This window comes from Enterococcus sp. AMC1623, from assembly GCF_058216495.1.
This window is the reverse complement of record NZ_CM177096.1, coordinates 15,001-38,545: the sequence shown is the minus strand read 5'-3', so window position 1 is coordinate 38,545 and position 23,545 is coordinate 15,001. Positions and strand designations below refer to the sequence as shown.

At 34.0% G+C, this 23,545-nt stretch carries 17 protein-coding genes and 9 tRNA genes (1 of these 26 cut by a window edge); 6 read left to right on the top strand and 20 right to left on the bottom strand.

Features of this window, described 5'->3' with window-relative positions; translation table 11 throughout:
• The first annotated feature begins 3 nt into the window (after positions 1-3).
• Entirely contained in the window at positions 4-1,422 is a 1,419-nt protein-coding gene (locus AC4BC7_RS00200) for a 6-phospho-beta-glucosidase (RefSeq protein WP_490503462.1), read from the top strand.
• Positions 1,423-1,435: 13 nt separating this feature from the next.
• Positions 1,436-2,197, top strand: coding sequence for a formate/nitrite transporter family protein (locus AC4BC7_RS00195; RefSeq protein WP_207871879.1), 762 nt, complete (start codon positions 1,436-1,438; stop codon positions 2,195-2,197).
• 330 nt (positions 2,198-2,527) lie between these two features.
• Here the strand turns inward: AC4BC7_RS00195 and AC4BC7_RS00190 are convergent, their stop codons facing one another.
• Positions 2,528-3,349, bottom strand: coding sequence for a pyruvate, water dikinase regulatory protein (locus AC4BC7_RS00190; RefSeq protein WP_490503461.1), 822 nt, complete (start codon positions 3,347-3,349; stop codon positions 2,528-2,530).
• Between the two features lie 13 nt (positions 3,350-3,362).
• A complete protein-coding gene (locus AC4BC7_RS00185) occupies positions 3,363-3,992 on the bottom strand; it encodes a helix-turn-helix transcriptional regulator (RefSeq protein WP_207871877.1) in 630 nt (209 codons plus the stop codon).
• Positions 3,993-4,171: 179 nt separating this feature from the next.
• Here AC4BC7_RS00185 and ppdK point away from each other — a divergent pair, with 179 nt between their 5' ends.
• Complete coding sequence (gene ppdK / locus AC4BC7_RS00180) at positions 4,172-6,781, top strand: pyruvate, phosphate dikinase (protein ID WP_490503460.1); 2,610 nt, start codon at positions 4,172-4,174, stop codon at positions 6,779-6,781.
• A 449-nt stretch (positions 6,782-7,230) separates the two neighbouring features.
• Here the strand turns inward: ppdK and AC4BC7_RS00175 are convergent, their stop codons facing one another.
• The 5 genes from AC4BC7_RS00175 to AC4BC7_RS00155 form a co-directional block, all read right to left on the bottom strand.
• Positions 7,231-7,359 carry a hypothetical protein gene (locus AC4BC7_RS00175; protein ID WP_279381630.1) on the bottom strand — a complete coding sequence of 43 codons (129 nt, stop codon included), beginning with the start codon at positions 7,357-7,359 and terminating at the stop codon, positions 7,231-7,233.
• A 16-nt stretch (positions 7,360-7,375) separates the two neighbouring features.
• On the bottom strand, positions 7,376-9,937 hold the full coding sequence (locus AC4BC7_RS00170; protein WP_490503459.1) for a cation-translocating P-type ATPase: 2,562 nt from the start codon (positions 9,935-9,937) through the stop codon (positions 7,376-7,378).
• A 585-nt stretch (positions 9,938-10,522) separates the two neighbouring features.
• Entirely contained in the window at positions 10,523-11,986 is a 1,464-nt protein-coding gene (locus AC4BC7_RS00165) for a glycoside hydrolase family 1 protein (RefSeq protein ID WP_490503458.1), read from the bottom strand.
• Positions 11,979-13,430, bottom strand: coding sequence for a glycoside hydrolase family 1 protein (locus tag AC4BC7_RS00160; protein WP_490503457.1), 1,452 nt, complete (start codon positions 13,428-13,430; stop codon positions 11,979-11,981). The genes AC4BC7_RS00165 and AC4BC7_RS00160 overlap by 8 nt, the downstream gene beginning before the upstream one ends.
• The gene (locus tag AC4BC7_RS00155; protein WP_490503456.1) at positions 13,427-15,304 is read right to left on the bottom strand and encodes a beta-glucoside-specific PTS transporter subunit IIABC; all 1,878 of its coding nucleotides are present in this window, start codon (positions 15,302-15,304) and stop codon (positions 13,427-13,429) included. Before AC4BC7_RS00155 ends, AC4BC7_RS00160 begins: the two co-directional genes overlap by 4 nt.
• A gap of 142 nt (positions 15,305-15,446) precedes the next feature.
• On the opposite strand from AC4BC7_RS00155, the gene AC4BC7_RS00150 reads away from it, so the two are divergent.
• On the top strand, positions 15,447-16,250 hold the full coding sequence (locus tag AC4BC7_RS00150) for a MurR/RpiR family transcriptional regulator (RefSeq protein WP_207871870.1): 804 nt from the start codon (positions 15,447-15,449) through the stop codon (positions 16,248-16,250).
• Positions 16,251-16,332: 82 nt separating this feature from the next.
• Here AC4BC7_RS00150 and ilvC read toward each other — a convergent pair whose 3' ends face one another.
• From ilvC to AC4BC7_RS00135, 3 genes are all read right to left on the bottom strand, one after another.
• Positions 16,333-17,316 carry a ketol-acid reductoisomerase gene (gene ilvC / locus AC4BC7_RS00145; RefSeq protein WP_490503455.1) on the bottom strand — a complete coding sequence of 328 codons (984 nt, stop codon included), beginning with the start codon at positions 17,314-17,316 and terminating at the stop codon, positions 16,333-16,335.
• 1,027 nt (positions 17,317-18,343) lie between these two features.
• Positions 18,344-19,141: a glutamate 5-kinase gene (gene proB / locus AC4BC7_RS00140; protein WP_490503454.1), complete on the bottom strand. Its 798-nt coding sequence runs from the start codon at positions 19,139-19,141 to the stop codon at positions 18,344-18,346.
• Between the two features lie 2 nt (positions 19,142-19,143).
• On the bottom strand, positions 19,144-19,683 hold the full coding sequence (locus tag AC4BC7_RS00135) for a YbaK/EbsC family protein (protein ID WP_490503453.1): 540 nt from the start codon (positions 19,681-19,683) through the stop codon (positions 19,144-19,146).
• A gap of 133 nt (positions 19,684-19,816) precedes the next feature.
• Here AC4BC7_RS00135 and AC4BC7_RS00130 point away from each other — a divergent pair, with 133 nt between their 5' ends.
• Together AC4BC7_RS00130 and AC4BC7_RS00125 are read left to right on the top strand one after the other, a co-directional pair.
• Positions 19,817-20,683 (top strand): LysR family transcriptional regulator, encoded by an 867-nt coding sequence (locus AC4BC7_RS00130; RefSeq protein WP_207871857.1) that lies wholly within the window; start codon positions 19,817-19,819, stop codon positions 20,681-20,683.
• Positions 20,684-21,854: 1,171 nt separating this feature from the next.
• The gene (locus AC4BC7_RS00125; protein ID WP_243430387.1) at positions 21,855-21,962 is read left to right on the top strand and encodes a putative holin-like toxin; all 108 of its coding nucleotides are present in this window, start codon (positions 21,855-21,857) and stop codon (positions 21,960-21,962) included.
• Between the two features lie 224 nt (positions 21,963-22,186).
• Here AC4BC7_RS00125 and AC4BC7_RS00120 read toward each other — a convergent pair whose 3' ends face one another.
• The 10 genes from AC4BC7_RS00120 to AC4BC7_RS00075 all read right to left on the bottom strand — a co-directional run.
• Complete coding sequence (locus tag AC4BC7_RS00120) at positions 22,187-22,354, bottom strand: hypothetical protein (RefSeq protein ID WP_207871856.1); 168 nt, start codon at positions 22,352-22,354, stop codon at positions 22,187-22,189.
• 391 nt (positions 22,355-22,745) lie between these two features.
• Positions 22,746-22,830: transfer RNA gene (locus AC4BC7_RS00115), tRNA-Leu, on the bottom strand.
• Between the two features lie 17 nt (positions 22,831-22,847).
• Positions 22,848-22,918: transfer RNA gene (locus tag AC4BC7_RS00110), tRNA-Cys, on the bottom strand.
• Positions 22,919-22,953: 35 nt separating this feature from the next.
• A tRNA-Gln gene (locus tag AC4BC7_RS00105) sits at positions 22,954-23,025 on the bottom strand.
• Positions 23,026-23,039: 14 nt separating this feature from the next.
• Positions 23,040-23,112 (bottom strand) — tRNA-His (locus AC4BC7_RS00100).
• A 2-nt stretch (positions 23,113-23,114) separates the two neighbouring features.
• Positions 23,115-23,188, bottom strand: a tRNA-Trp gene (locus AC4BC7_RS00095).
• 8 nt (positions 23,189-23,196) lie between these two features.
• Positions 23,197-23,277 (bottom strand) — tRNA-Tyr (locus tag AC4BC7_RS00090).
• Between the two features lies 1 nt (position 23,278).
• Positions 23,279-23,354 (bottom strand) — tRNA-Phe (locus AC4BC7_RS00085).
• A 44-nt stretch (positions 23,355-23,398) separates the two neighbouring features.
• Positions 23,399-23,472: transfer RNA gene (locus AC4BC7_RS00080), tRNA-Asp, on the bottom strand.
• Positions 23,473-23,476: 4 nt separating this feature from the next.
• Positions 23,477-23,545 (bottom strand) — tRNA-Val (locus tag AC4BC7_RS00075); it runs 4 nt beyond the window's last position.

The following is a 23,545-nucleotide window of genomic DNA, read 5'->3' as shown; positions in this document are numbered from 1 at the left end:
GTAATGAAATTAAGAAACAATTTTCTATGGGGTGGTGCAACAGCCGCAAATCAATATGAAGGAGGCTATTTAGAAGACGGTAAAGGTCTAACGATTAATGATGTCGAAATGGGTGCTGAACATGGTAAAAAACGTGAAATACACGATTTTATTCAAGCGGATAGTTATTATCCTAGTCATGAAGGAACTGATTTTTATCACAGATATAAAGAAGACATTGCGTTGTTTGCCGAGATGGGATTTAAAAGTTTTCGATTATCTATTTCTTGGGCACGAATTTTTCCTAACGGAGATGATGTAACACCCAATGAAGCGGGCTTACAATTTTATGATCATGTTTTTGATGAGTGCTTGAAATACGGTATTGAACCAGTCGTTACATTACATCATTTTGAACTACCATTAAATCTTGTAAAAAAATATGGCGCATGGAGAAACCGAAAATTAGTTGAATTATCTGTTCACTATGCACAAACTGTAATGGAACGCTATAAAAATAAAGTGAAATACTGGATGACTTTTAATGAAATCAATGCTTTATTTATTTCCTCTGCTCCTTGGCATATGGCTGGAATTTTATATCAGGAAAATGAGAATAAAGTAAACACTATGTTACAAGCAGCACATCATCAATTGGTTGCTAGTGCCCTAACAATAATTGAAGGGAAAAAGATTAATCCTGATTTTCAATTTGGGTGTATGCTGTTATATCCGTGTACGTATGCAGCGACTTGTAAACCGGAAGATCAAATTGCAGCACGTAATAAATTATTACCCACTTATTATTTCGGTGATGTGCATGTTAAAGGAAAATATACTAATACATGTTTATCCTACATTGAATCATTAGGTGGCAAGATTGAATTTGAATTAGGCGATGATGCAATTTTAGCCGAGGGCGTAGTTGATTATGTTGCATTTAGTTATTATTTTTCTGGCATTGAAGGAGTTGGTGAAAACATTGAGGTGGCAGAAGGAAACTTATCTAGTGGTGGAAAAAATCCGTATTTAGATATGACTGAATGGGGATGGCAAATTGATCCGATTGGTTTAAGAAATTCATTAAATAGCTTATATGATCGCTATCAAATCCCACTATTTATTGTAGAAAATGGAATCGGAGCAATTGATGAGTTAACTGAGGATGGGACAATTGAAGATAATTATCGAATTGATTATTTAGAAAAGCATATCTCTGCAATGATTGATGCCGTCGAGAAAGATCAGGTAGATTTACTCGGTTATCAAGTGTGGGGACCAATTGATATTGTTTCAGCAGGCACTGGAGAAATGCGCAAACGTTATGGTTTCATTTATGTTGATAAAGATGATTTAGGACGAGGTACTTTAAATCGTTCTAAGAAAAAATCATTTGATTGGTACAAACATGTCATTGAAACGAATGGAGAATCTATAAGATAAAGGGAGTATTATTTTGCAAGATTTTAATTTAATTATTGATTCTGGAAATAAAAAATTCGATTTTTTTCTACAAAGTTTTTTTAAGTTCTTTTTAAAATCAGTCATGGCGGGTTGTTACTTGGGGATTGCAATGATTCTATCGCTCTCTCTAGGTAGTATATTAAACACTTTTGATACTAATCTCGCTAAAATAGGTTATTCTCTCTTCTTTGGCCTCACATTTGTTTTGATTGTCTTTTTAAATGGTGAGCTTTTCACAGGAAATTGTTTAACAACCCTATTTCCAGTTTTGCATAAAGAACGTTCTATTTTTATAATGAGCAAGATGTGGCTGGTCTGTTTAATAGGGAATTTTCTAGGAGTAATGTGGATTGCTTATTTGTTTGTTAAAAGTGAGTCACTAGTTAATCTTGTTACACCTTATATAGCATTATTAGTAGAAACAAAATTAGATTATAATTTTGATACCCTTCTAATCCGTTCGATACTTTGTAATTTTATTGTATGTATCGCGACATATATAAGCATTAAAATAAAAGATGAAATGGCTAAAACTACGATTATGTTACTGGTTATCTCTACTTTCGTTATTACTGGATTTGACCATTGCATTGCAAATATTGGTTTATATACTATGGGAATCACTTTAAATTTAGTAGACAGTTCATTTTCATTAGTCAATAATATTCTAATTTCAATTCTGGGTAATATTATTGGTGGTTCGCTTATGTTGGGGTTGCCTATATATTGGATTCTTTTCACTTCCAAAGATTAGTTTAAATTTAAAGAAGAGTACTAAAATGATAAAAAAATATTATAATCAATATTCCGATCTTACGGTGCTTCTTGTGGATAGCACTAAATTTAACAATAGCTATTTTTATGAAACTTTGCCTCTGAGCTCTATTGATTTTATAGTCACTGATGCAAAACCTGAAAATCAGTTCTTAACATCTGCTGAAAAAAATAAAGTCGAAGTTATATATTAATTTTTTAACCTTTCCTAATAAGCATAAAAGAACCAAAAGTCATATTGAAAACAGATGACTTTTGGTTCTTTTCTATACAAAAATAATACGGAACAGATTTATTCACAGCAAATTTTTTAACGTAAACTATTTGAGTTTTTTAAATAATCCTCCACCACATACGCTGTTTCTTCGATGGATTTATCCGTCACGTCAATCACATAGGCGCCATATTTTTCAAACACTTGCTTGGAGTATTCTAATTCCTCATAAATCTTTTCTAAATCTGTATATTTTGAGGTATGATTCAACCCTAATGAATCGAGACGATTGGTTCGAATTCTCGAAAGATTATCGGGATGACAAGTTAAGCCAATCACTTTCTTTTTCTCTACTTTGCTTAACAATTGAGGTAACAGCACTTCTGGAATAAGAGGTAAATTAGATACTTTATAGCCCTTATTCGCCAAATACATACTCAAAGGTGTCTTTGATGTCCGAGAAACCCCAAGCAAAACAATATCTGATTCTAGAAAACCATGTGGATTCTTTCCATCGTCATATTTTACTGCAAATTCAATAGCCGCAATTTTATTGAAATATTCCTTATCTAACTTATGGACAATGCCTGGTTCTTCAATCGGTCTTTTACCTGTTCTCGCTTGAATGAGTTCAAAAAATGGATTTAATAGATCAAGATATTGGAGACCTGTTCGACGGCTAAATTTTTGAGCAACTTGTGCTAAGCCACTATTTACTAATGTACTCATGACAATTGCTTTGTCCTTTAATGCATCTTGTAAAATTTCCAACAGCTCTTCTTCTCTATTCACAAATGGAAATTTGTAGCTATTGTTAAAAATCAAATCCGGATATTGCACACTAACAGCTGATAATAGCTTTTGTGATGTTTCCCCTAATGAATCAGACACGGTGTAGACAACGATTTCATTTTTCATTTTTCAATCTCCTCTATTTGTTTAATTCTGCATCTCTTGCATGTTTTGTTATAAAATTCAATATTCTTGTTTTTGTAATTTTTCCTACGACACATTTCTCATTTGCTTCTTCGACTACAGGAAGTGAATCCACTTCAAAGTCTTGTAAAATAGATGCAGCCTCTAAAATACTCATTTCTTTTGTACAAGTTTTGATATGTGGAACACGTGTCATGCACACTGCAACAGGTGTTCCATCAATATCTGAATTAAGCGAAGCTCGCAATAAGTCTTTTCGAGATAAGGTTCCTACCAAAACTTGTTCTTCATCCACCACATATAATGAACCTACATCATACATAAACAAACTTGTGATTGCTTCTCGAATGGACGTTTCCGCCTTAATCATGACGGGTGGCATCATAATTTCTTCGACTTTTGTACGAAAAGTTCGATAAAAAAATAAGGATTCTAAACTAGCTCCCGAATACGTATAGCCTACTTTAGGGGTAGCCTGTAAAATTTCTGCCATTGTCAAAAAAGATAGATCTGAACGCAAGGTTGCTCTGGATACATCCAATAACTCAGAAATTTTTTCTCCACTTACAGGTTGATATTCTTTTACTATTTCTATAATTTTCTTTTGTCTATCACTTAGCTTCATTTTCTTCTCCTACTTTTTTTATAATATGCATATATAAACTTTATGCGTATTATTATACACAATATTTTCTTTTATTCAACCTATTTATGTTTTTATTTTAACTATTGACAATTATATATGAGTCATATTAAGATGATTAAGAACTATATGTGACACATATATAATTTAGGAGGTATATTATGAGTAAATGGATTTCCTTTTTTGAAGAAGGTAGTAGTAAAGAGAAAGAATTATTAGGTGGAAAAGGAGCAAACTTAGCTGAAATGACCAATCTTGGCTTACCTGTTCCTCCAGGGTTTACCATTACAACGAAAAGTTGTATGAATTTTTTAGAGAAAGAAACTTTTTTTGATACAGAGTTAAAACAAGATATTTTGAAAGCGATTAAAAAATTGGAACAAATAACTCAAAAGTCTTTTACAGAAGAAACGAATTTGCTGCTGGTTTCAGTTCGAAGTGGTGCTGCTTCTTCTATGCCTGGAATGATGGACACTATTTTGAATTTAGGGTTAAATGATCAAAGAGTACAGACTTTTGCAGAGTTGACGAACATTTCTTTTGCTTATGATTGTTACAGCCGTCTCTTACAAATGTTTGGCGACGTTGTCTACGGGATCAACAAAGATAAATTTACTCATTTACTACGTAATTTAGAAAAGAGATTAAATAAAACGAAACAAGAATTTGCTAAGAATGAACAACAGCAACTCATTGATTCCTATAAACAGCTGTTTATTGAAAACAATGTGACCTTCCCACAAAATCCATTGGATCAATTGTTTGAAGCAATCAAAGCAGTCTTTAAATCTTGGAATAATCAACGAGCTAAAGTCTATCGTGAATTACATCAGATCCCTCATCACTTGGGAACGGCAGTGAACATTCAGTCAATGGTTTTTGGCAATAGTGGCAACCACAGTGGGACCGGTGTCGTGTTTACCAGAAATCCTGCGACTGGTGAAAATAAGCTTTTCGGAGAATTCTTAATGAATGCTCAAGGTGAAGATGTGGTTGCGGGGATTCGAACACCTGAACCAATCGATTCTTTGCAAACCATTCTTCCTGATACCTATAACGATTTTGTTACCTATGCTGAAATTCTTGAACAACACTACAAAGACATGCAAGATATTGAATTTACAGTAGAAAATGGGCAATTATTTATCCTACAAACTAGAAATGGCAAACGTACAGCCAAAGCAGCCTTAAAAATTACGTTAGATTTAGTTGCAGAAAATCGCCTGACCAAACAAGAAGCCCTCTTACGTATCTCACCAGACACGATTGATCAATTAATTCATCCTATTTTTGATGAGAAGGAAGTTACACAAGCGAAATTATTAGCTACAGGACTTCCCGCAAGCCCAGGTGCAGCAACAGGTGAAATTGTTTTTACTGCAGAAAAAGCAAAAGAATACCATGCCCTCGGAAAAAAAGTTGTCTTGGTTCGTCAAGAAACATCACCAGAAGACATTGAAGGGATGATTGTTAGTGAAGCAATTGTAACTAGCCGAGGTGGGATGACTTCACATGCTGCTGTTGTGGCTCGCGGCATGGGGACTTGTTGTATCACTGGATGTGAAGCTTTAAATGTACATGAAGAGTCAAAAACAATTCTTTGTGGAAATACACGATTAGTAGAAGGGGAAGTAATTTCTGTTGATGGTAGTTCTGGTCGTTTATACTTGGGAGAAATTCCAACTATCGTTGTTGAAAACGATCAAAATTTACAACAATTGCTCACTTGGGCGGATGAACATGCAGAATTAATGGTTCGTGCAAATGCTGAAACTGTTTCAGATTTACAAACAGCAATCGATTTTGGTGCCTCTGGTATTGGCTTAGCGCGTACAGAGCATATGTTCTTTGGTGAGGAACGCGTACTAGAAATGCGACGATTGATTCTAGCAGAGGATAAACAGGAATTTGACTTTGCTTTAAATAAATTACTAGGCTTCCAACAAGAAGATTTTTATCAAATGTTTAAAGCTGTACAGGATAAACCTATGGTTATCCGATTATTAGATCCACCCATGCATGAATTTCTTCCACATGACACGAATGAAATAAAAGCTTTAGCAGAACAGTTAAATCGATACCCATCTGAAGTCAGTAAACAAATTGAAAAACTTCAAGAAACGAATCCAATGTTAGGACATCGTGGGTGTCGGCTAGGAATTACCGAGCCTCGCATTTATCAAATGCAAGTGAAAGCTATTTTTAATAGTGCCATTCGATTAATGAAAGAAGAAATCATTGTCTGTCCAGAAATCATGGTCCCTCTCGTCTCAGAGAAAAATGAATTGGATACTGTCAAAAACTTCCTGATTGACACGATTAACCAAACATTCAAAGAAAACCAGGTCCAACCTTTCCCATATGAAATCGGCACAATGATTGAATTACCTCGTGCGTGCATCATCGCTGATCAATTAGCAGAAAATGCAGATTTCTTTAGCTTTGGCACAAATGATTTAACTCAAATGACCTTTGGTTTCTCACGAGATGACATTGGAAAATTCATTAATAGCTACAAAGAAAAAGAAATTATGATTCAAGATCCTTTCCAAACACTGGATCAAACAGGTGTTGGCGAATTAATTAAACTTGCCGTCACGAAGGCCCGGCAAACAAAAAAAGAGATGCTGATTGGTATTTGTGGAGAAGTTGGTGGTGACCCTCACTCCATTCCGTTCTTCCAGAAAATCGGTATTGATTATGTTTCTTGTTCTCCTTACCGAATTCCAGCTGCTCGTTTAGCCGTTGCTCAAGCAAGTTTGAGTAAATAATATTCAATTATGAGGCAAAGTATTCAATTTAAAATACTTTGCCTTCTTTTATAAGCTTTTTTAATCCTGAAGGACAAATTTTTTGATTGAAACGATTAGAATTTCCATACATTCTTGGTACCAACCCTCGTCAAAATAACCTTTCGCTGTAGCTTTCTTGATGACTAATGGCTCAAACCGTTGAGTAATTTTCCAACTGACCAATTAATCTCATCTCTAGCTAACAGATTAATTTTTTAGCTGATTCTTTACTAAAAGCTATCTTCTTCTCTTTTATATTTCAATGAAACAAAGTTTATTTCAGAAGTAATCAATACTAAAATAAGTTAGCTAAAAATAATCTCTTTTGGTCTACTAAAGAATCCACCAATCTAGCTTTTTTTCCAGATTTGGTGGACTTTTAAACAGGTTGTTTTTCTATAGATTTTGTAAAAAATGATCTAAGCAAACTAGATAAAATAAGTGATTTTACTATCAAAAGCTCCTCGCCATTGAATATTGCTTTTTCCAGCAACTCCGCTTGATAGAGAAACAAGAGCTACAGTATCTCCTGCTCGTAATATTTTTGGTTTCTTCATTTTCATTCTCTTCCTATTAAAATTTATGAAGCATTTTTTTTATCTCTATATATACTAATGGACAGATAGATAGAAATAGTACCCATAACCAGTTGGTAAATCCAATATTCACAAAACCTAATATCATCTGAGTTTGTGGAATTAGAACTAGTAATAAGAGAATAACTGCCCCTAATACAGTTGTGGTTACTAATACTGGATTACCTAAAAATCTCAATTTAAAAATAGATTCTTTGCTTCGGCAATTATACATATGCACAATGGTAGACCATCCTAAAACAAGGAAAGTCATTGTCCTAGATACTTCTACAGAAGTCATTCGTCCAATCCCTATGGCTAATAAAGTAACCACAGTAAATACAATGGAAATATCAATAATTTTTGCCAATAAACCATCTGAAAAGATACTGTCTTTTTTATTCACAGGTTTGTTTTTCATTATATTTCGTTCTGCTGGTTCTACACTCAAACTGAATCCAGGTATTCCATCTGCCACAACTTTAATAATCAATAGTTGAACCGCAGCCACAGGAGAACCCCAACCAATGATTAAAGAAATAAGAACAATTGTCAACGCAGAAATATTACATCCTAACATGGCATACAATGATTTTCTGATATTACTGTATACTCTTCGCCCTTCCTCTACAGCTTTGACAATTGTAGCAAAATTATCATCCACTAACACCATATCTGATGCTTCTTTAGCCACTTCTGTTCCACCGCCCATCGCAATACCAACATCAGCTGCTTTTAAAGCTGGCGCATCATTCACACCGTCTCCTGTCATAGCAACTACCTCACCATTGCTTTGAAAAGCTTTAACAATTCGGATTTTATCTTCCGGAGAAGTCCGAGCGAAAACACGGTAATCTTCAATAATTGATGCTAATTCTTCATCTGTATATTGATTTAATTCACTTCCACTCATTGCTTTTCGACCGTCAGTCAGAATCCCTACGTCTTCCGCAATTTTAGTAGCAGTTAGTAAATGATCTCCTGTAATCATGACTGTATGAATACCTGCTTGTCTAGCAATCTTTACAGCGCGATAACTTTCTTTTCTTGCTGGATCAATAATTCCAACAAAACCAGCAAAACTTAAATCCGATTCTAATTCTTCCTCAGTCAATTCAATTGGGTTTGTAGGAAAGATTTGATAGCCTACTCCTAATACTCGAAAAGCCTGATTAGCTAAATAATCGTGTTCTATTAAGTAAGATTCTGTATTAGAAGAATCTTTTAAATTTAAGCGGTCAAATGCCCCTTTTGTAACTGAAAGATATTGTCCATTAATTTCATACAGGACCGTCATACGCTTTCTACTTGAATCAAAAGGCAATTCTCGGATTTTGTTAAAGTTTGAAGAAATTTTTTGAAGCTCTTCTTTTGAGAAAGTTTCATCCAAAGCTTTTTTGATTGCTAATTCTGTTGGGTTGCTTCCCGCAGTGGAATTTTCATCAATAGTACTTGCTAGATAAAATAAGAAAAGTAAATTATTTTTCTCATTATACGTAACATTAAAAACCGTCTCGGACAAATTATCTAATGGACTAATTCGTTTAACAGTCATTTTATTTTCTGTAATAGTCCCAGTTTTATCTGAACAAATTACTGAAACACTTCCCACTGTTTCAACAGTTGAAGGAGTGCGTACAATTGTTTTTTTGAATGCCATGTTGCTCATACCGATAGCTAAGGAAATTGTTACAACGACTGGTAGGACTTCAGGAATAGCTGCTACTGCCATTGAAATAGCTGTCATAATACTTGTTTCTAATGCCAGCCCTTTTATTACACCAATGATGATAGCTAGAACTCCTGCCGTAATTGCGACAACTCCTAAAGCTTTCCCTAATTTTTGCATTCTAATCTGTAAGGGAGCCACATTAGCAGCTTCATTATTAATTAAACTTGAAATTTTCCCAATTTCTGTATGCATCCCTGTTTTTTCTACTACAGCTTGAGCTGTTCCTGTGACTACTAATGCTCCTGAAAAAATAGAATCTTTTCGATCCCCAATCGGAGCTTCTGGATTAGATCTTGCTTCCGCATTTTTTTCACTTGGTTCACTTTCCCCAGTTAGGAAAGACTCATCCACAAAAAAATTACTACAAGATAAAATTTTTGCATCTGCTGGTACACGGTCTCCTAACTTTAATTGGAGAAGATCTCCCGGAACAATTTCTGTACTCTCCACTTCTTGTAATTGTCCATCTCGAATCACTCTACTTGTTGGCACACTCATCTTTTTCAATTCATCCATTGATTTTTCTGCGTTCTTTTGCTGTCGAATAGACAAGTAAATATTTAAAAGAACAATAGAAAAAATCACAATAGGTTCCGTAAAATCATCTGGATGTGATTTAAAAGCAACATAACTAGATAAAACAGTAGCAAAAAGCAATATGAGTATTGTTATATCTTTAAGAGCCTCCGTAAGATAGACAAAAAACGATTTGCCAGACTGACTTTCAATAGTATTAGGACCATGTTCCTGTAATAATTGATTAACCTCTGATTGGGATAATCCTTGTTCTCTACCTTCGAATTGATTTTTCTTTTGTTCCTTTAACATATGCCTAAATCCCTCCTAAAACAAAAAGGAGCCAGTCAAACTAACCACAAAAGCCTACGGTTAGTTTGTCTGACTCCTACAAGATTGTTCCGGCGAACAAATCTTTAGTCGTTTTTTTAATTATGTCAATCATTATTTCACATTTGATTTTGGAGGTCAAGAAATTCCTATAAAAATTTACTTTAGTGTGGAATTAAAACTTATCCTTATCTATCAGTAATAGACTTTTATTAGTTAGATAAACTTATTTATGATTAATTTAAGTTGCTCATAGATATATTTTCTCTCATTATTAGTGTCCATCATTCTTACTTCTCCTTTAACTATAACGAACAAAATAACGGATTAAAAAGACACGATTTTAATAAAAAAGAAACAGATAGCCTACATTAGCCTATCTGTTTTCTATAATTGAAAAAAATTCTATTTGAAATAGCAACTATTTCTTCATAAGATTAGTGTAGTTCACACTAATTATTTTAGATCTTTCTATTTTCAATAGAGTTTAAATAGTGTATTTATTACCTAATGATAAGTAACTAAATATCAAGGTAGAATAATACTCTCATTAAATAAAGATATATTTTAAGAAGTTAAATTTTCTCCATTTGTTCTAATTATATGCTGGTACCATTCAAACGAATCTTTTTTTACACGATTATAGGTACCATTTCCCAAATCATCAACATCGACATAAATAAAACCATACCGTTTGCTAATTTGATTTGTTGAAGCACTAATGATATCAATACAACCCCAAGCTGTATAACCAAATACATCTACACCGTCATGCAATGTTTCGTTGATTTGTTTCAAATGTTTTTCTAAATATTCTATACGATATGAATCGTGAATTTTTCCATCTTCAATAATGTCTTCGGCGCCTAAACCATTTTCTGCTACAAATAATGGTTTTTGATAGCGATCATATAATTGATTCAAAGCAATTCTTAAGCCTTTGGGATCAATTTGCCAGCCCCATTTACTACTTTCTAAATATGGGTTTTTAATTCCTCCAGTAATTAAATTCCCTTCTGCTCCTTCTAGATTTTCAGGATGTGCGCTGATTGCACTAGACATGTAATAACTAAAGGAAATAAAATCAACGGTATTTTCACGAATTAGTTCTAAGTCTCCATCTTCTATTTTTAAATGGACACCTTTTTCCTCAAACATCCGCTGCGCATAGAAAGGATATGTCCCTCTTGATAAAACATCTGTAAAGAAAAGAGAGGTACGTTGGTTTTCTACCGTTTTTTGAACGTCATCTGGATTGCAACTATAAGGTACCAATAATTGGTAACTAATCATACACCCTACTTTTGCCTTGGGAATAATTTCATGACATAGTTTCGTAGTAAGTGCACTAGCCACAAATTGATGATGTGCACCTTGATACTTCGCTTGTTCTATATTAGGATGATTTTCTTCAATAATCCCTACACTTACATAAGGATGGTGTTTCACACAGTTAATTTCATTAAAAGGAATCCAATATTTCACCTTACTTTTATATCTTTCCAAAACTGTTTTTGCAAAATTAACATAGAAATCAATTACTTTACGATTCGGCCACCCCCCATATTCTGTAACTAGATACAACGGCATTTCGTAATGGGATAAAGAGACTAACGGTTCTATTCCATATTTTAGACATTCATCAAAAACTCTATCATAAAAATTTAAGCCTTCTTCATTCGGCTCTAGCTCGTCTCCTTTTGGAAAGATTCTTGTCCATGCAATGGACATCCGATATGTTTTAAAACCCATCTCGGCAAATAATGCAATATCTTCTTTGTAGCGATGATAAAAATCAACACCAGATCGTTTGGGATACAATTTTTTACTATTTGGATCTTGAGCTTCTTCTACTTGAGCATGGGTCATCATATGCCATTGATCTGTCCAATTTTTTTGTGGTAAAGTCGGGTCAAACGTGTATACATCTGAAACTGAGAGTCCTTTTCCTCCTTTATTCCAACCGCCTTCTACCTGATTAGCAGCTGTGGCGCCACCCCATAAAAAATTTTCTGGAAAATAATTAGTCATAATTCCTTCCTCCATTCAGATAGTTTTCGTAATTTAAAGCTTGTCCATTAGATGCAATAACTTGCTTATAATAATTAAAACTTGCTTTTTTGGTTCGTTTTAAACTGCCTGTACCATCATTTTGCTTATCTACATGAATAAAGCCATAGCGCTTTTCCATCTCACCAGTTCCTGCAGAGACGATATCAATTGGTCCCCACCAAGTATAACCTAGAATAGTGCAACCATCTTTGATTGCTTCGCCCATTGCTTCCACATGTTCTTTCAAATACCACATTCTCTCTGAATCAATAATATTTCCTTGAGAATCAAATATATCTTTCAAACCAATTCCATTTTCAACAATAAAGAGTGGTTTTTCATAACGATCAGTTAACTCATTACACACATATCTTAAGGCTAACGGATCAATCGGCCATCCCCATTCAGTCTCTTTTAAATAAGGATTTTTCTTCCCTATGAGTCCCCCTGTATTGCCTAAAATCTTCATCCCAGATTCGTGTAAAGAACTTCTATAGAAACTAAATCCAAGATAATCACAGGTTCCTTTTCGAATAATATCTAGATCTCCTTTTTGAATATCTAAAATCAGCTTATTTTCCTCTGTTATTCTTTGAAAATATGCAGGGTATCTTCCTCTTAGTTGAACATCACTATAAAACAAAGAGCGGCGTCTTAGCTGGTAAGATTCAAATACATCATTGGGATTACATGTAGCAGGATAAATAGGACTTAACGAAAGCATACAACCAATCTGATTTTCATTATTCGCTTTTTTTCCATTAAGAACTGCTTTACCGCTAGCCACAAACATGTTATGGCTAGCTTGGTAAAGAATTGTCAATTTTTCTTGCTCTGTAGCAGTATCCATTACATCAACTGCAGCTGCAATCAACGGTAATGCATGTGTATGATTAATTTCATTAAAGGTCATCCAATACTTCACCTGTTTTTTATATCGATCAAAAATAACCTTTGTGTATCGATCAAAAAAATCAATTAGTGCCCTATTTTGCCATCCACCGTACTCAGTTACAAGATAAAGTGGTGTTTCGAAATGTGAGATAGTGACGATTGGCTCAATTCCTTTAGATAATAGTTTCTCAAATAATCGATCGTAAAACTGAAGCCCCTCTTCGTTGGGTTCTAATTCATCCCCATTTGGAAAAATTCTAGACCAAGCAATCGAAGTTCTGAAGCACTTCAATCCTAACTCTGCAAATAACTCAATATCCTCTTCAAATTTATGATAAAAATCAATAGCTGTATGATTTGGATAATACTCATTTTCATTAATTTGAAGAGAAACTTTTTGTATTCTTGTTTCGCCAACTGGCAAGATATCAGCAATACTTAGTCCCTTACCATTTTCTAAATAAGCCCCCTCAGCTTGGTTAGCAGCAATCGCACCTCCCCATAGGAAATTATCTGGAAATTTTGTCATGAATTCTCTATAACTCCTTCCAAAGTTGTATGTGCGACAAATTTTGTTACATCATTCATTGCTTTGTCTAAAACAACTAATTTTTCTTCTTTGATACCATTTGTAAAAATCAACATTGTCGTTGGATCATATCCCTTTGCTTTGATTTTTTCAAGATTAAATGAACCGATTTTCTGACCATTAGCCACTTGATCACCTTGCTTAACAGAAATATTAAATATGCCTTTTTCCAAATCAACTGTATTTAATCCGATGTGGACTAACACTTCCGTTCCAGTAGTTGATTTGATTCCTAAAGCATGCCCTGTTGGAAAAACAGTGACAATTTCTCCAGAGATTGGTGCAAACAAATCCCCTGTTTCTGGATAAATTGCTAAACCATCACCCATTGCTCTTGAAGAAAAAACTTCATCTTTTACGTCATCTAATGTAATAACTTCTCCTTCAACAGGAACCACCACATCGAGCGTATTTGAATCTCCTGTTTGAGTTTCTTCTCTTTTCCCAACTTCTCCTAAACCTAAAATATAAGTCAAAGCTGCACTTCCAAAGAAAGCTGCTGTAATGCCGAACAAATAATAGATGAACGTATCACCAAAGAAAGCTGGCAAAGTAGTTAAAGCTGGAAAGACATAGACAATAGCTTTAATTTGTAAAGCTCCCATAAAAGCACCCGTAATTGCACCCACAATCGTTTGAGCAATAAGTGGTTTCTTATATTTCACAGATAAACCATACACAATTGGTTCAGTAATTCCACCTAATAAGGCTGGTAACAAAGAGGATAGCGCTAATCCTTTGGTATCTTTATTTCTTGAACGTAAAAATACACCTAAAGCAACACCTGCACTAGCAAAAGTTGCAGCAGCAATCATGGGGCGTAACGTATCATAACCATAGGTTGCTAAATTATTGACCATAATTGGTACAACACCCCAATGAATTCCCATCATTACTAAGAAAGTCCAGCCACCGCCAATTAGCAGACCTGCTAATAAGCCACTCTTATCACTAATAAAATTCATTGCATTTCCAAGTCCATCCCCCAACATAACACCAATTGGACCAATGACTAGTACCGTTAGGGGTACCATAATTAATAACGCAACTAGGGACAAAGCAAAAATTTCCATGCTCTTTGGTATCACTTTTTTCAATAACTTTTCCAAATGAGAATAAATATAAACAGAGACAATTGCTGGAATAACTGTTCCAGAATAACCCATTAAAACTGCTGGAATCCCAAGAAAATCAACGACCACACCATTTTCAGTAACCATTCCCGTGAAGTTAGGCTCCAACAAAGCAGCTACGATTGCCAATGCAACAAATATATTTGCTTTAAAAATACGTGCTGCACTAATTGCTAAAAATAAAGGTAAAAAATAAAATACACTATTCCCTGCAGCAGATAATATTTTATACGTACTACCTTCACTACTTAGCAGATTATAGGTAGTCAATACAACAAGCAATGCTTTTAGCATCCCTGCACCAGCCAAAGCAATAATAATCGGATTGAATATTGATGACAAGATATTAAAGAAACGAATCAGTATGTTTCCTGATTTTTCCTCTTGTTCTTCTTCATCTCCCTCATTTTCTAATGCATTTTTTATATCGTAATTATCTATAATAGTTTGAAAAACATCAGAAACTTGATTACCAATTACTACTTGGAATTGTCCGTTTCCTTCAATAACAGACAAAACCCCGTCCAGATTTTGTATTTTATCTTTATTTTCTCTGGCAACATTCACATCTTTTAATTTAAATCTTAACCTTGTAATGCAATGATATAGACTACTAACATTTTTTTCGCCACCGACATATGCTATAATATTATCAGTAAGTTTTTTGTAATCTTTTGCCATAATAATTTTCTCCTTTGATATTTTTTGTAAGTTGATTAGTAAGTTTTTTTGTAAAAGCACTTTACAAATTGACTATATCATCTTTTTTAAAGATGGTTTAAAAGTTCGAAATTTGGAAACTACAAAGAAAGGAAAGAAAATTATGGGATTACTTATTATTAGATTAATTACTTTTTTAAATAGTCAGGCGCCAGAAACTACTAACTATCATATCGCTATGACTATGTTAGCAAATTATTCAAATCTTCACTTGATTAGTATTGGAAAGATTGCCAAATTATGTAATGTATCAAAATCAACTATTTCGAAATTTGCTCGACAATTAGGATTTGATGATTATTTAGACTTAAAGGATAACGCTGCTTTTATTGAAAATAGATTCAACAATCCGTTGAATTATCTTTCGAATATTTTAACTTCCATTGAGACAGATGGCTTTGATAACTATTTGAATGCCGTGACAACAGACATTAATTTTTTACGAGTAAATCTAGACTTTGATGCAGTAGATAATATTGCTAAAGCGATTAATGACTATGACAATGTGGCAGCCTTTGGTTTAGTTTTCTCTGAATCAGCAGCAATTGATATGCAATATAAATTAGCTTACAACGGTAAGTTCATACGTACTTTTCAAGATGATGTGATTCAAGAAGACTTTTTACGCAATGCTGGAGAAGATACGTTAATAATTATTTTGACAAATTCCGGAGACTATTTGACAAAACAACAAATTAAATTGGGAACGCCACGAAAAGATATTTTTTCGAAAACAAAGGCGAAAATAGTTGTAATCAGCTCTAACCCTGTCGTTAAAAATTTCTCATTCGTTGATGAAGCACTCATTTTCCCTCATCAAACAAAATATCAGACACATTCGATTATGTACCAAATTATTACTGACCTTATTGTTTCAAGGTATCGTTACTTTAATTCTCTTCTGTGATTTAATATCTTATAATTAACAATAAAAAGTTGCTTATCAAAAGACGATAAGCAACTTTTTGTTTAGATAATAAATTTTATTATTATTGTTTGAACATTGCGCTTCTCAAAACTTCACCAACTTGTTCAATTTGTAAGTCAGCTGCATTTTTTCTATATTCATTAAATTTAGGGAACCCATTTTTATAATCTTCAATAAATTCATCTGAAAATTTACCCGTTTGAATATCTTTTAACACTAAGCGCATATTTTCTTTTACCGATTCAGTAATAATTCGTGGACCTGATACATAATCACCAAATTCTGCTGTGTTTGAACACGATTGACGCATTTTTTTGAATCCACCTTCATAAATCAAATCTACAATTAATTTCATTTCATGTAGTACCTCAAAATAAGCTAATTCTGCTGAATATCCTTCTTCGACTAACACTTCAAAACCTGCTTCAATAAGCGCAGTTAACCCGCCACATAATACTGCTTGTTCTCCAAACAAATCTTCTTCTGTTTCTTCTTTAAAGGTCGTTTCAATTAAACCTGCTCGTGCAGAACCTACGCCCATTGCCCATGACATCGCTATATCACGACAGTTTCCAGTAAAGTCTTGATGACGAACAAATAAAGCAGGAACACCAAAGCCATCTTGGAATGTTCTACGAACTAAATGTCCTGGTCCTTTCGGTGCCACCATAAAGACATCCACATTTTCAGGTGGAACAATATGATTAAAATGTATATTAAACCCGTGTGCAAAACCTAAAGCGCTGCCTTCTTTTAGATTATCTTTAATTTCATTTTCATAAATTTCTTGTTGCAATTCATCCGGCGTTAAAAACATAATTACATCTGCTTTTTTAACTGCTTCAGATACAGAGTATACTTCAAAACCATCCTCTTGTGCACTATCAAAAGATTTCCCAGAACGTACACCAATAATCACATGATGACCTGTATCTCTTAAATTTTGAGCATGTGCATGCCCTTGAGAACCATATCCAATAACAGCAATATTCTTACCTTGTAAAACGGCATTGTTTACTTCATTTTCATAATACATCTTAACCATATTTAATAACCTCCATCTATATGATAGAAATATCATATAACAGAAAATTCTAAAAAATCTGGAAGTTCGCAATTCTAAAACTTTACATTTAAAAACAATTTTAATGATAATATTAATAGTTACATTGTCTCCTAATCTTAATTATGCTAAAGTAACGTAGCCAAATGAAGACGTTTTATTTTTATAATAACATTAGGCAATTGTATTAAATAAGAACAAAACAGTTTTCTAAAAAGAAATTTTTTTAAACTTCGATTAATATATCCACATTCCTTGTCAAAATACCTCATATCCATTAGCTTTCTTGGTGATTATCATTTGGCAATTTTTCAATAGCATGATTATTATGTTCCTTAGCATTAGCAACCTATCTTCATCACTAAGATAATGATAATAATCTGTATGAAAATATTCGGTATTTATAACTCTGATTAGTTAGAATACTGATCTGTATTTCTACATAAAAACCACTCTTATTGAATCAATAAGAGTGCGATTCATAATTTTAATTTGATTGTTCCAGCTTTTCAAAAATAGCTTCTAAAGTATCCAGCATATGAATATCCAGATTTTACAACCACAGTAAGTAATTTTTTTCTTTATCTGTCCATTGAATATGCTGGTGCTTCTTTATTAATTTCCGATACCGTTCTTGTTGTTCGTTAGTTGCATGCGTTCATCGGTTCTCAATGGGGATCTATTTTCTACAGTAAACCCTTCTTTTCTACTTTTTTTAGTTTCTTCAATATTTTTACGTATATACAATGCTATTCATGGTGGAGCAATTGCAGAACATACAACTAAATAGACATTTTGTTGAAAAATTTTGTTGAAAAATTTCTTTGGAAGAAAACTTTCTTTATGCACTAAAAAAAATACGAATAGTAAAAAACAAATCCAATACCACTACTAATGAAAGAAATCTCACTAGGTTCCATTAAGTTGTTCCGAACAACTAAGCCAATTGTTCCCAAAACAATCATTGAGCATATAAATTTAATTTTACTAATCACTTGCGTTTCCTCTTTCATATACATGATTTAAAAATAGTGCCTACAGCTTTATTTTGAATAATGTCATACAATGAATCCGGATTGTTGCCATTAGTAATGATGGTTTCTATACCATGTTCTGTTGCCAATTTTGCTGATTGTAATTTTGTAATCATGCCCCCTGTCCCTCTTTGTGATCCAGCTCCACCTGCTAACAAATGGATATTTTCATCAATTTGTTCAACTTGCTTGATTAAGTTAGCTGACGAATCCATTCTAGGGTCTTTATCGTAAAGTCCATCAATATCTGAAAGAATAACTAACTTATTTGCTTTACATAAAGTAGCTACAACTGCAGATAACATATCATTATCGCCAAACAATCGGGCTTCTGATTGAATTTCTGTATAACTTACAGAATCATTTTCATTGACTACAGGAATAATGTTCATTTCAAGTAATGTGTCAAATGTATTTATTAAATTTTGCTTCTTTTCTTCTACTTCAATATCTTCTGCATTCAACAAAATTTGTGCGATAGTTTTATTGTAGTCCGCAAAAAATTTATCATAGAAAAACATAATCCTACATTGCCCTACTGCTGCTGCCGCTTGTTTGAACTTTAGTTCTGTAGGTCTGGTTTTTAAATTCAATTTATTACAACCTACGGCAATTGCGCCAGAAGATACTAAGATCACTTCATACCCTAAATTTTGAATATCCGACAGTACATAAGCTAAACGATCAAAAATTTTTAAATTATTTTGTCCTAAATCATTGGTCAAAGTAGATGTTCCTACTTTGACTACGATTCTATTTTGATATAATCTCATATCTACACCTCAATAATAATCGGTTGAGGATTAGTAGCTGGCAAAAATTTTTGAAGAATATCCGCTGTTTTCACTTTCATATAACCGCTTGTTGTACCATAACTACACCCGTAATATTCTTCTGACACCACATCTTTGTCGATAACAATTTGAATTTGTTTTTTATCATCAATCAATGCACTATAAACAGTTGCGGTACCAATTTTAGTTTGTAGTATTTCTTCAAATAACTCTTCAGGTGCAAACGAAACGCGTGAAATTTTAAGAACTTTGCTAAAATCTTTGGATTTAAACGTTTTACTACCTGTTGTAATAAACAAATAAAAGGTAGTTTTTTGACGATTACATAAGAACAACGTCTTAACCATTTGCATGGTTAATTTATCATTAATCAAAATACAATCAGTCATCGTAATTGCTTCATCAGTCTCCACACGTTGATGCTCAATTGCTAATTCTTCTAATTTTTTATAAACTGCTTCTTGTAATTTGGTTTTAAATTCATTTGGTTTTTCTGTAATTACTTCACTCACATAAAACATACTGACTCTCCTTTTGTATTTTCGTTGTATTTGAAACAAAAATATCGTATCATAAATCAAATGATGATAAAAACGAATATTTATCATGCTGAACATTACAAAAACAGATAGTAATGCTAAAAGGAGAAATTTAATGGAAACAAATATTCAAAAATATCTTGCTCTGGTAAAAACGGTGGAGCTAGGAAGTTTTACTAAAGCCGCAAACGCATTGAATTATTCACAATCGGGAATTAGTCGTATGATTAATGACTTGGAAAAAGAAAGTGGTGTCAATTTATTAGAACGCAATCGAAATGGCTTAAACTTAACTTCTGATGGCATGAATATCTTCCCATTTATTCAAAACATGGTCAATGAATACTTGCTATTGCAACGTAGAATGGATGAACTAACAGACTTAGACACAGGAATTATACGAATTGGCACTTTTTCCAGTGTTGCCACACACTGGATTCCTAAAATGATTCAACAATTTCAAAAGCGTTATCCCAATATAGAATTTGAACTTTTATTAGGGGACTATACAGAAATTGAAATGTGGATCAATGAGGGACGAGTTGATTTTGGGTTTCTTAGACTACCGACCATCAGCCATTTTCAAACAAAATTTTTAGAACAAGATGAATTGCTTGTTGTTCTGCCAGAGAATCATTATTTAACGAAGTACGACAAGATACCTTTAAATGAGCTTTCGCATTTTCCATTTGTTTTACTAGAAAAAGAAAAAAATTCAGATATTTTGGAATTATTTGAACAATTAAATTTTATACCTGCTATTCAATTTCGTACGTGGGATGATTATGCAGTCATGTCAATGGTCGAAAGTAATTTAGGAATCAGTATTTTACCTGAACTGATATTAAAGCGAATCGCTTATAACATCGTCACCAAATCATTAGACATTCCTCAATATCGAAAAATTGGTCTGGTTTATAGAAATAAAGAAACCTTATCTTTAGCTACAAAAGAATTTTTGAAATTTATTGATTATAGGTAAAGTGCAAATGCCGCTTTAAATAATATTAAGCTCTCTTCATCATAAAAAAAAGCTACACTTTTTAGCTATGATAAGTAACTACCATATTATCAATCGCTACAAAGAATGATTTCAAAAAAACTTGCTATTTTCTATACACTTTTAAAAGTATTCTATGATGGATTAAATTTTATGGACTTGACTTAAAAACATAAAAAGTAACCTATTTATTTTGGGAGTATTGGTGTTTTTATTGCTATGAAAAACTTAATTCCGAGTGTTTCAACATAAAACCCTATTCTCTCGTACATAAAACAAAGATAAATGAGTTTGCCCATTAACTAATGTTGATAAAATACCAAAATACACCAGACAATGGCTTTTTTCTTCTAAGCGTTGTACCACTTCTAACATTTCTTCTGTCATCCAGTAATTCATACTTGGATATTATTGTTTTTCTTCAAATTATCGGATAGTTTCTGCGTGTATATTCAAATTTTTCATCCGTTAAATGGTTTCGTGTTTCATTTTCGCTCTTAATCTATTCATGATTCTCGCTCCTTTTTAAACATATTTTTCCAGCCACGTTTTGTGTGCACCACCTACTAGTCGAAAGGCTGAAATTTTTGGGTTTCGTTGCAGAAGCGTTTACCATTCGACAAAAAAATAGCAAGGGGCGCGTGCGACTTGCCTTGCCCTTGCTATTTTTTAAGATTCTTATGAGAAATAAGGGGAACAGCTTCGACTTGCTTTCGCAGTTAGTATCGTTCGAGATGGTAAAAATGGTACACGAAATCAAAAATTGGCTGAACAAGAATTAAAAATTCAGGGAAATGAATTTATCCATATAACTTTGTTTGGCGCAGTCGGAGCTATGCTGTGCCAAATAAATTCAATCCCTGTTGCTTTTTTGTGATTCACCACAAAAATGACAAACTGTCCATGTTCGACTTTGCGGACACAGGGAGCAAATCAAGACAAGGTGACTGGCGGATGAAAAGAGTCACCAAATATTGAATCGATTTTTTGTCACTACAAAAGAAAAGAAGAACCCTTATATATCATCGAATTCTTCTTAAAATCATGGTATAATTTAAGTGGCAGTAGAGTTTGTGACGGTGGCTAATCTTATTCGAAAGGTGGTGGTGCTTATGAAAATGAGTGCTAAAATCTTTAGAGAGGAGACGCCTTTTTGTCAGTCGCTGAAGCGTTAGGGCTAATGATTGCGTTCGGTTCTTTTACCGCAACGATTATCTTTGGTATCCTATCCGCAGTAAAAGACGACAAAAAAAAGAAATAACCGTCCTCTTTAGCCAGTCGACGATTATTTCTATAAAATAATTAAACCTGGTCACCGTCTTAAACGGTGCTGCTGGAAGAGTTGTTCGCGCAACTCTTCCTTACATAAAGAATTATATCATGGAATGGATCAAATTTCAATTTAGAGAAGTAAAAATCGGCCTGTTTAGGTTGCTACTTCTCTTTTTTAATTTACAAATCTCTCTCAAAATACACTATGATAATCTACTTCGATACAGGCAGATTGACGCTGTGTCCTTTTTTCGTTAAGTAATAACAAACTTGTTTTCCGTTATATAATTTATCTATCATTTCTTGTTTAAATAATTTTTGGATATGATGATCATTTGATTTATTCGCCAGAACAAAATAATTATAGAGTAATGGATTCATCTATGTCCTCCTTTCAAATTTCTTACCGGTCGACAGTCCCTGACTACAAGACTAGGTGAAAGGGCGTTGTCGCAGGGGTAGTTATGAGTTTTCTCTTTCAATTTTGAAAGAGAACGGAAAGAGATAGTTGAGACCCCACAGACTGGGGTAGGAGTTGATTCCCTTCTCACTACACCATATGATAAAAGAGCAACTCGGACATGCGTCTATACAAACAATTTATGATTTATATGGACATCTTTATTCAAACAAATTGATACAGCGAATCGATTAGATGCTCTTTATTAAGAAAATTTAGCTAAACTTGAAAACTTTAAAATAACATAAATAGCCCTAAAAAACAAAAAAAGATATAGCTACGAATCATCTAGAAACGTTGCTATATCAGTTATACCGGCGGCCGGGGTCGAACCGGCACGCCCTTAACGGGCACTGGATTTTGAGTCCAGCGCGTCTGCCAATTCCGCCACGCCGGCAAATTAAAAATGTACTAAGGCGGTAACCGGATTTGAACCGGTGATGAAGGTTTTGCAGACCTCTGCCTTACCACTTGGCTATACCGCCATTATGTTAATGTATTTACTTTGTAATGAGTAAAACTGGGGTAGCTGGATTCGAACCAACGCATGAGGGAGTCAAAGTCCCTTGCCTTACCGCTTGGCTATACCCCAATATTAATTACAAAGGCGAACGATGGGAATCGAACCCACGAATGCCGGAGCCACAATCCGGTGCGTTAACCACTTCGCCACGATCGCCATGGCAGGGGCAGCAGGAATTGAACCCACACCAACGGTTTTGGAGACCGTTGTTCTACCTTTAAACTATGCCCCTAATTGGAATGGAGGAGAGTGGATTCGAACCACTGAACCCTAAGGAACGGATTTACAGTCCGTCGCGTTTAGCCACTTCGCTACTCCTCCATGGTGGCGCGGGACAGAATCGAACTGCCGACACATGGAGCTTCAATCCATTGCTCTACCAACTGAGCTACCGAGCCATACCAATAAGAAAATATTCAATTATTTTACAAAAATAATGAAACGGTCTGGACGGGACTCGAACCCGCGACCTCCTGCGTGACAGGCAGGCATTCTAACCAACTGAACTACCAAACCGTAATGGAGGTTAACGGGATCGAACCGCTGACCCTCTGCTTGTAAGGCAGATGCTCTCCCAGCTGAGCTAAAC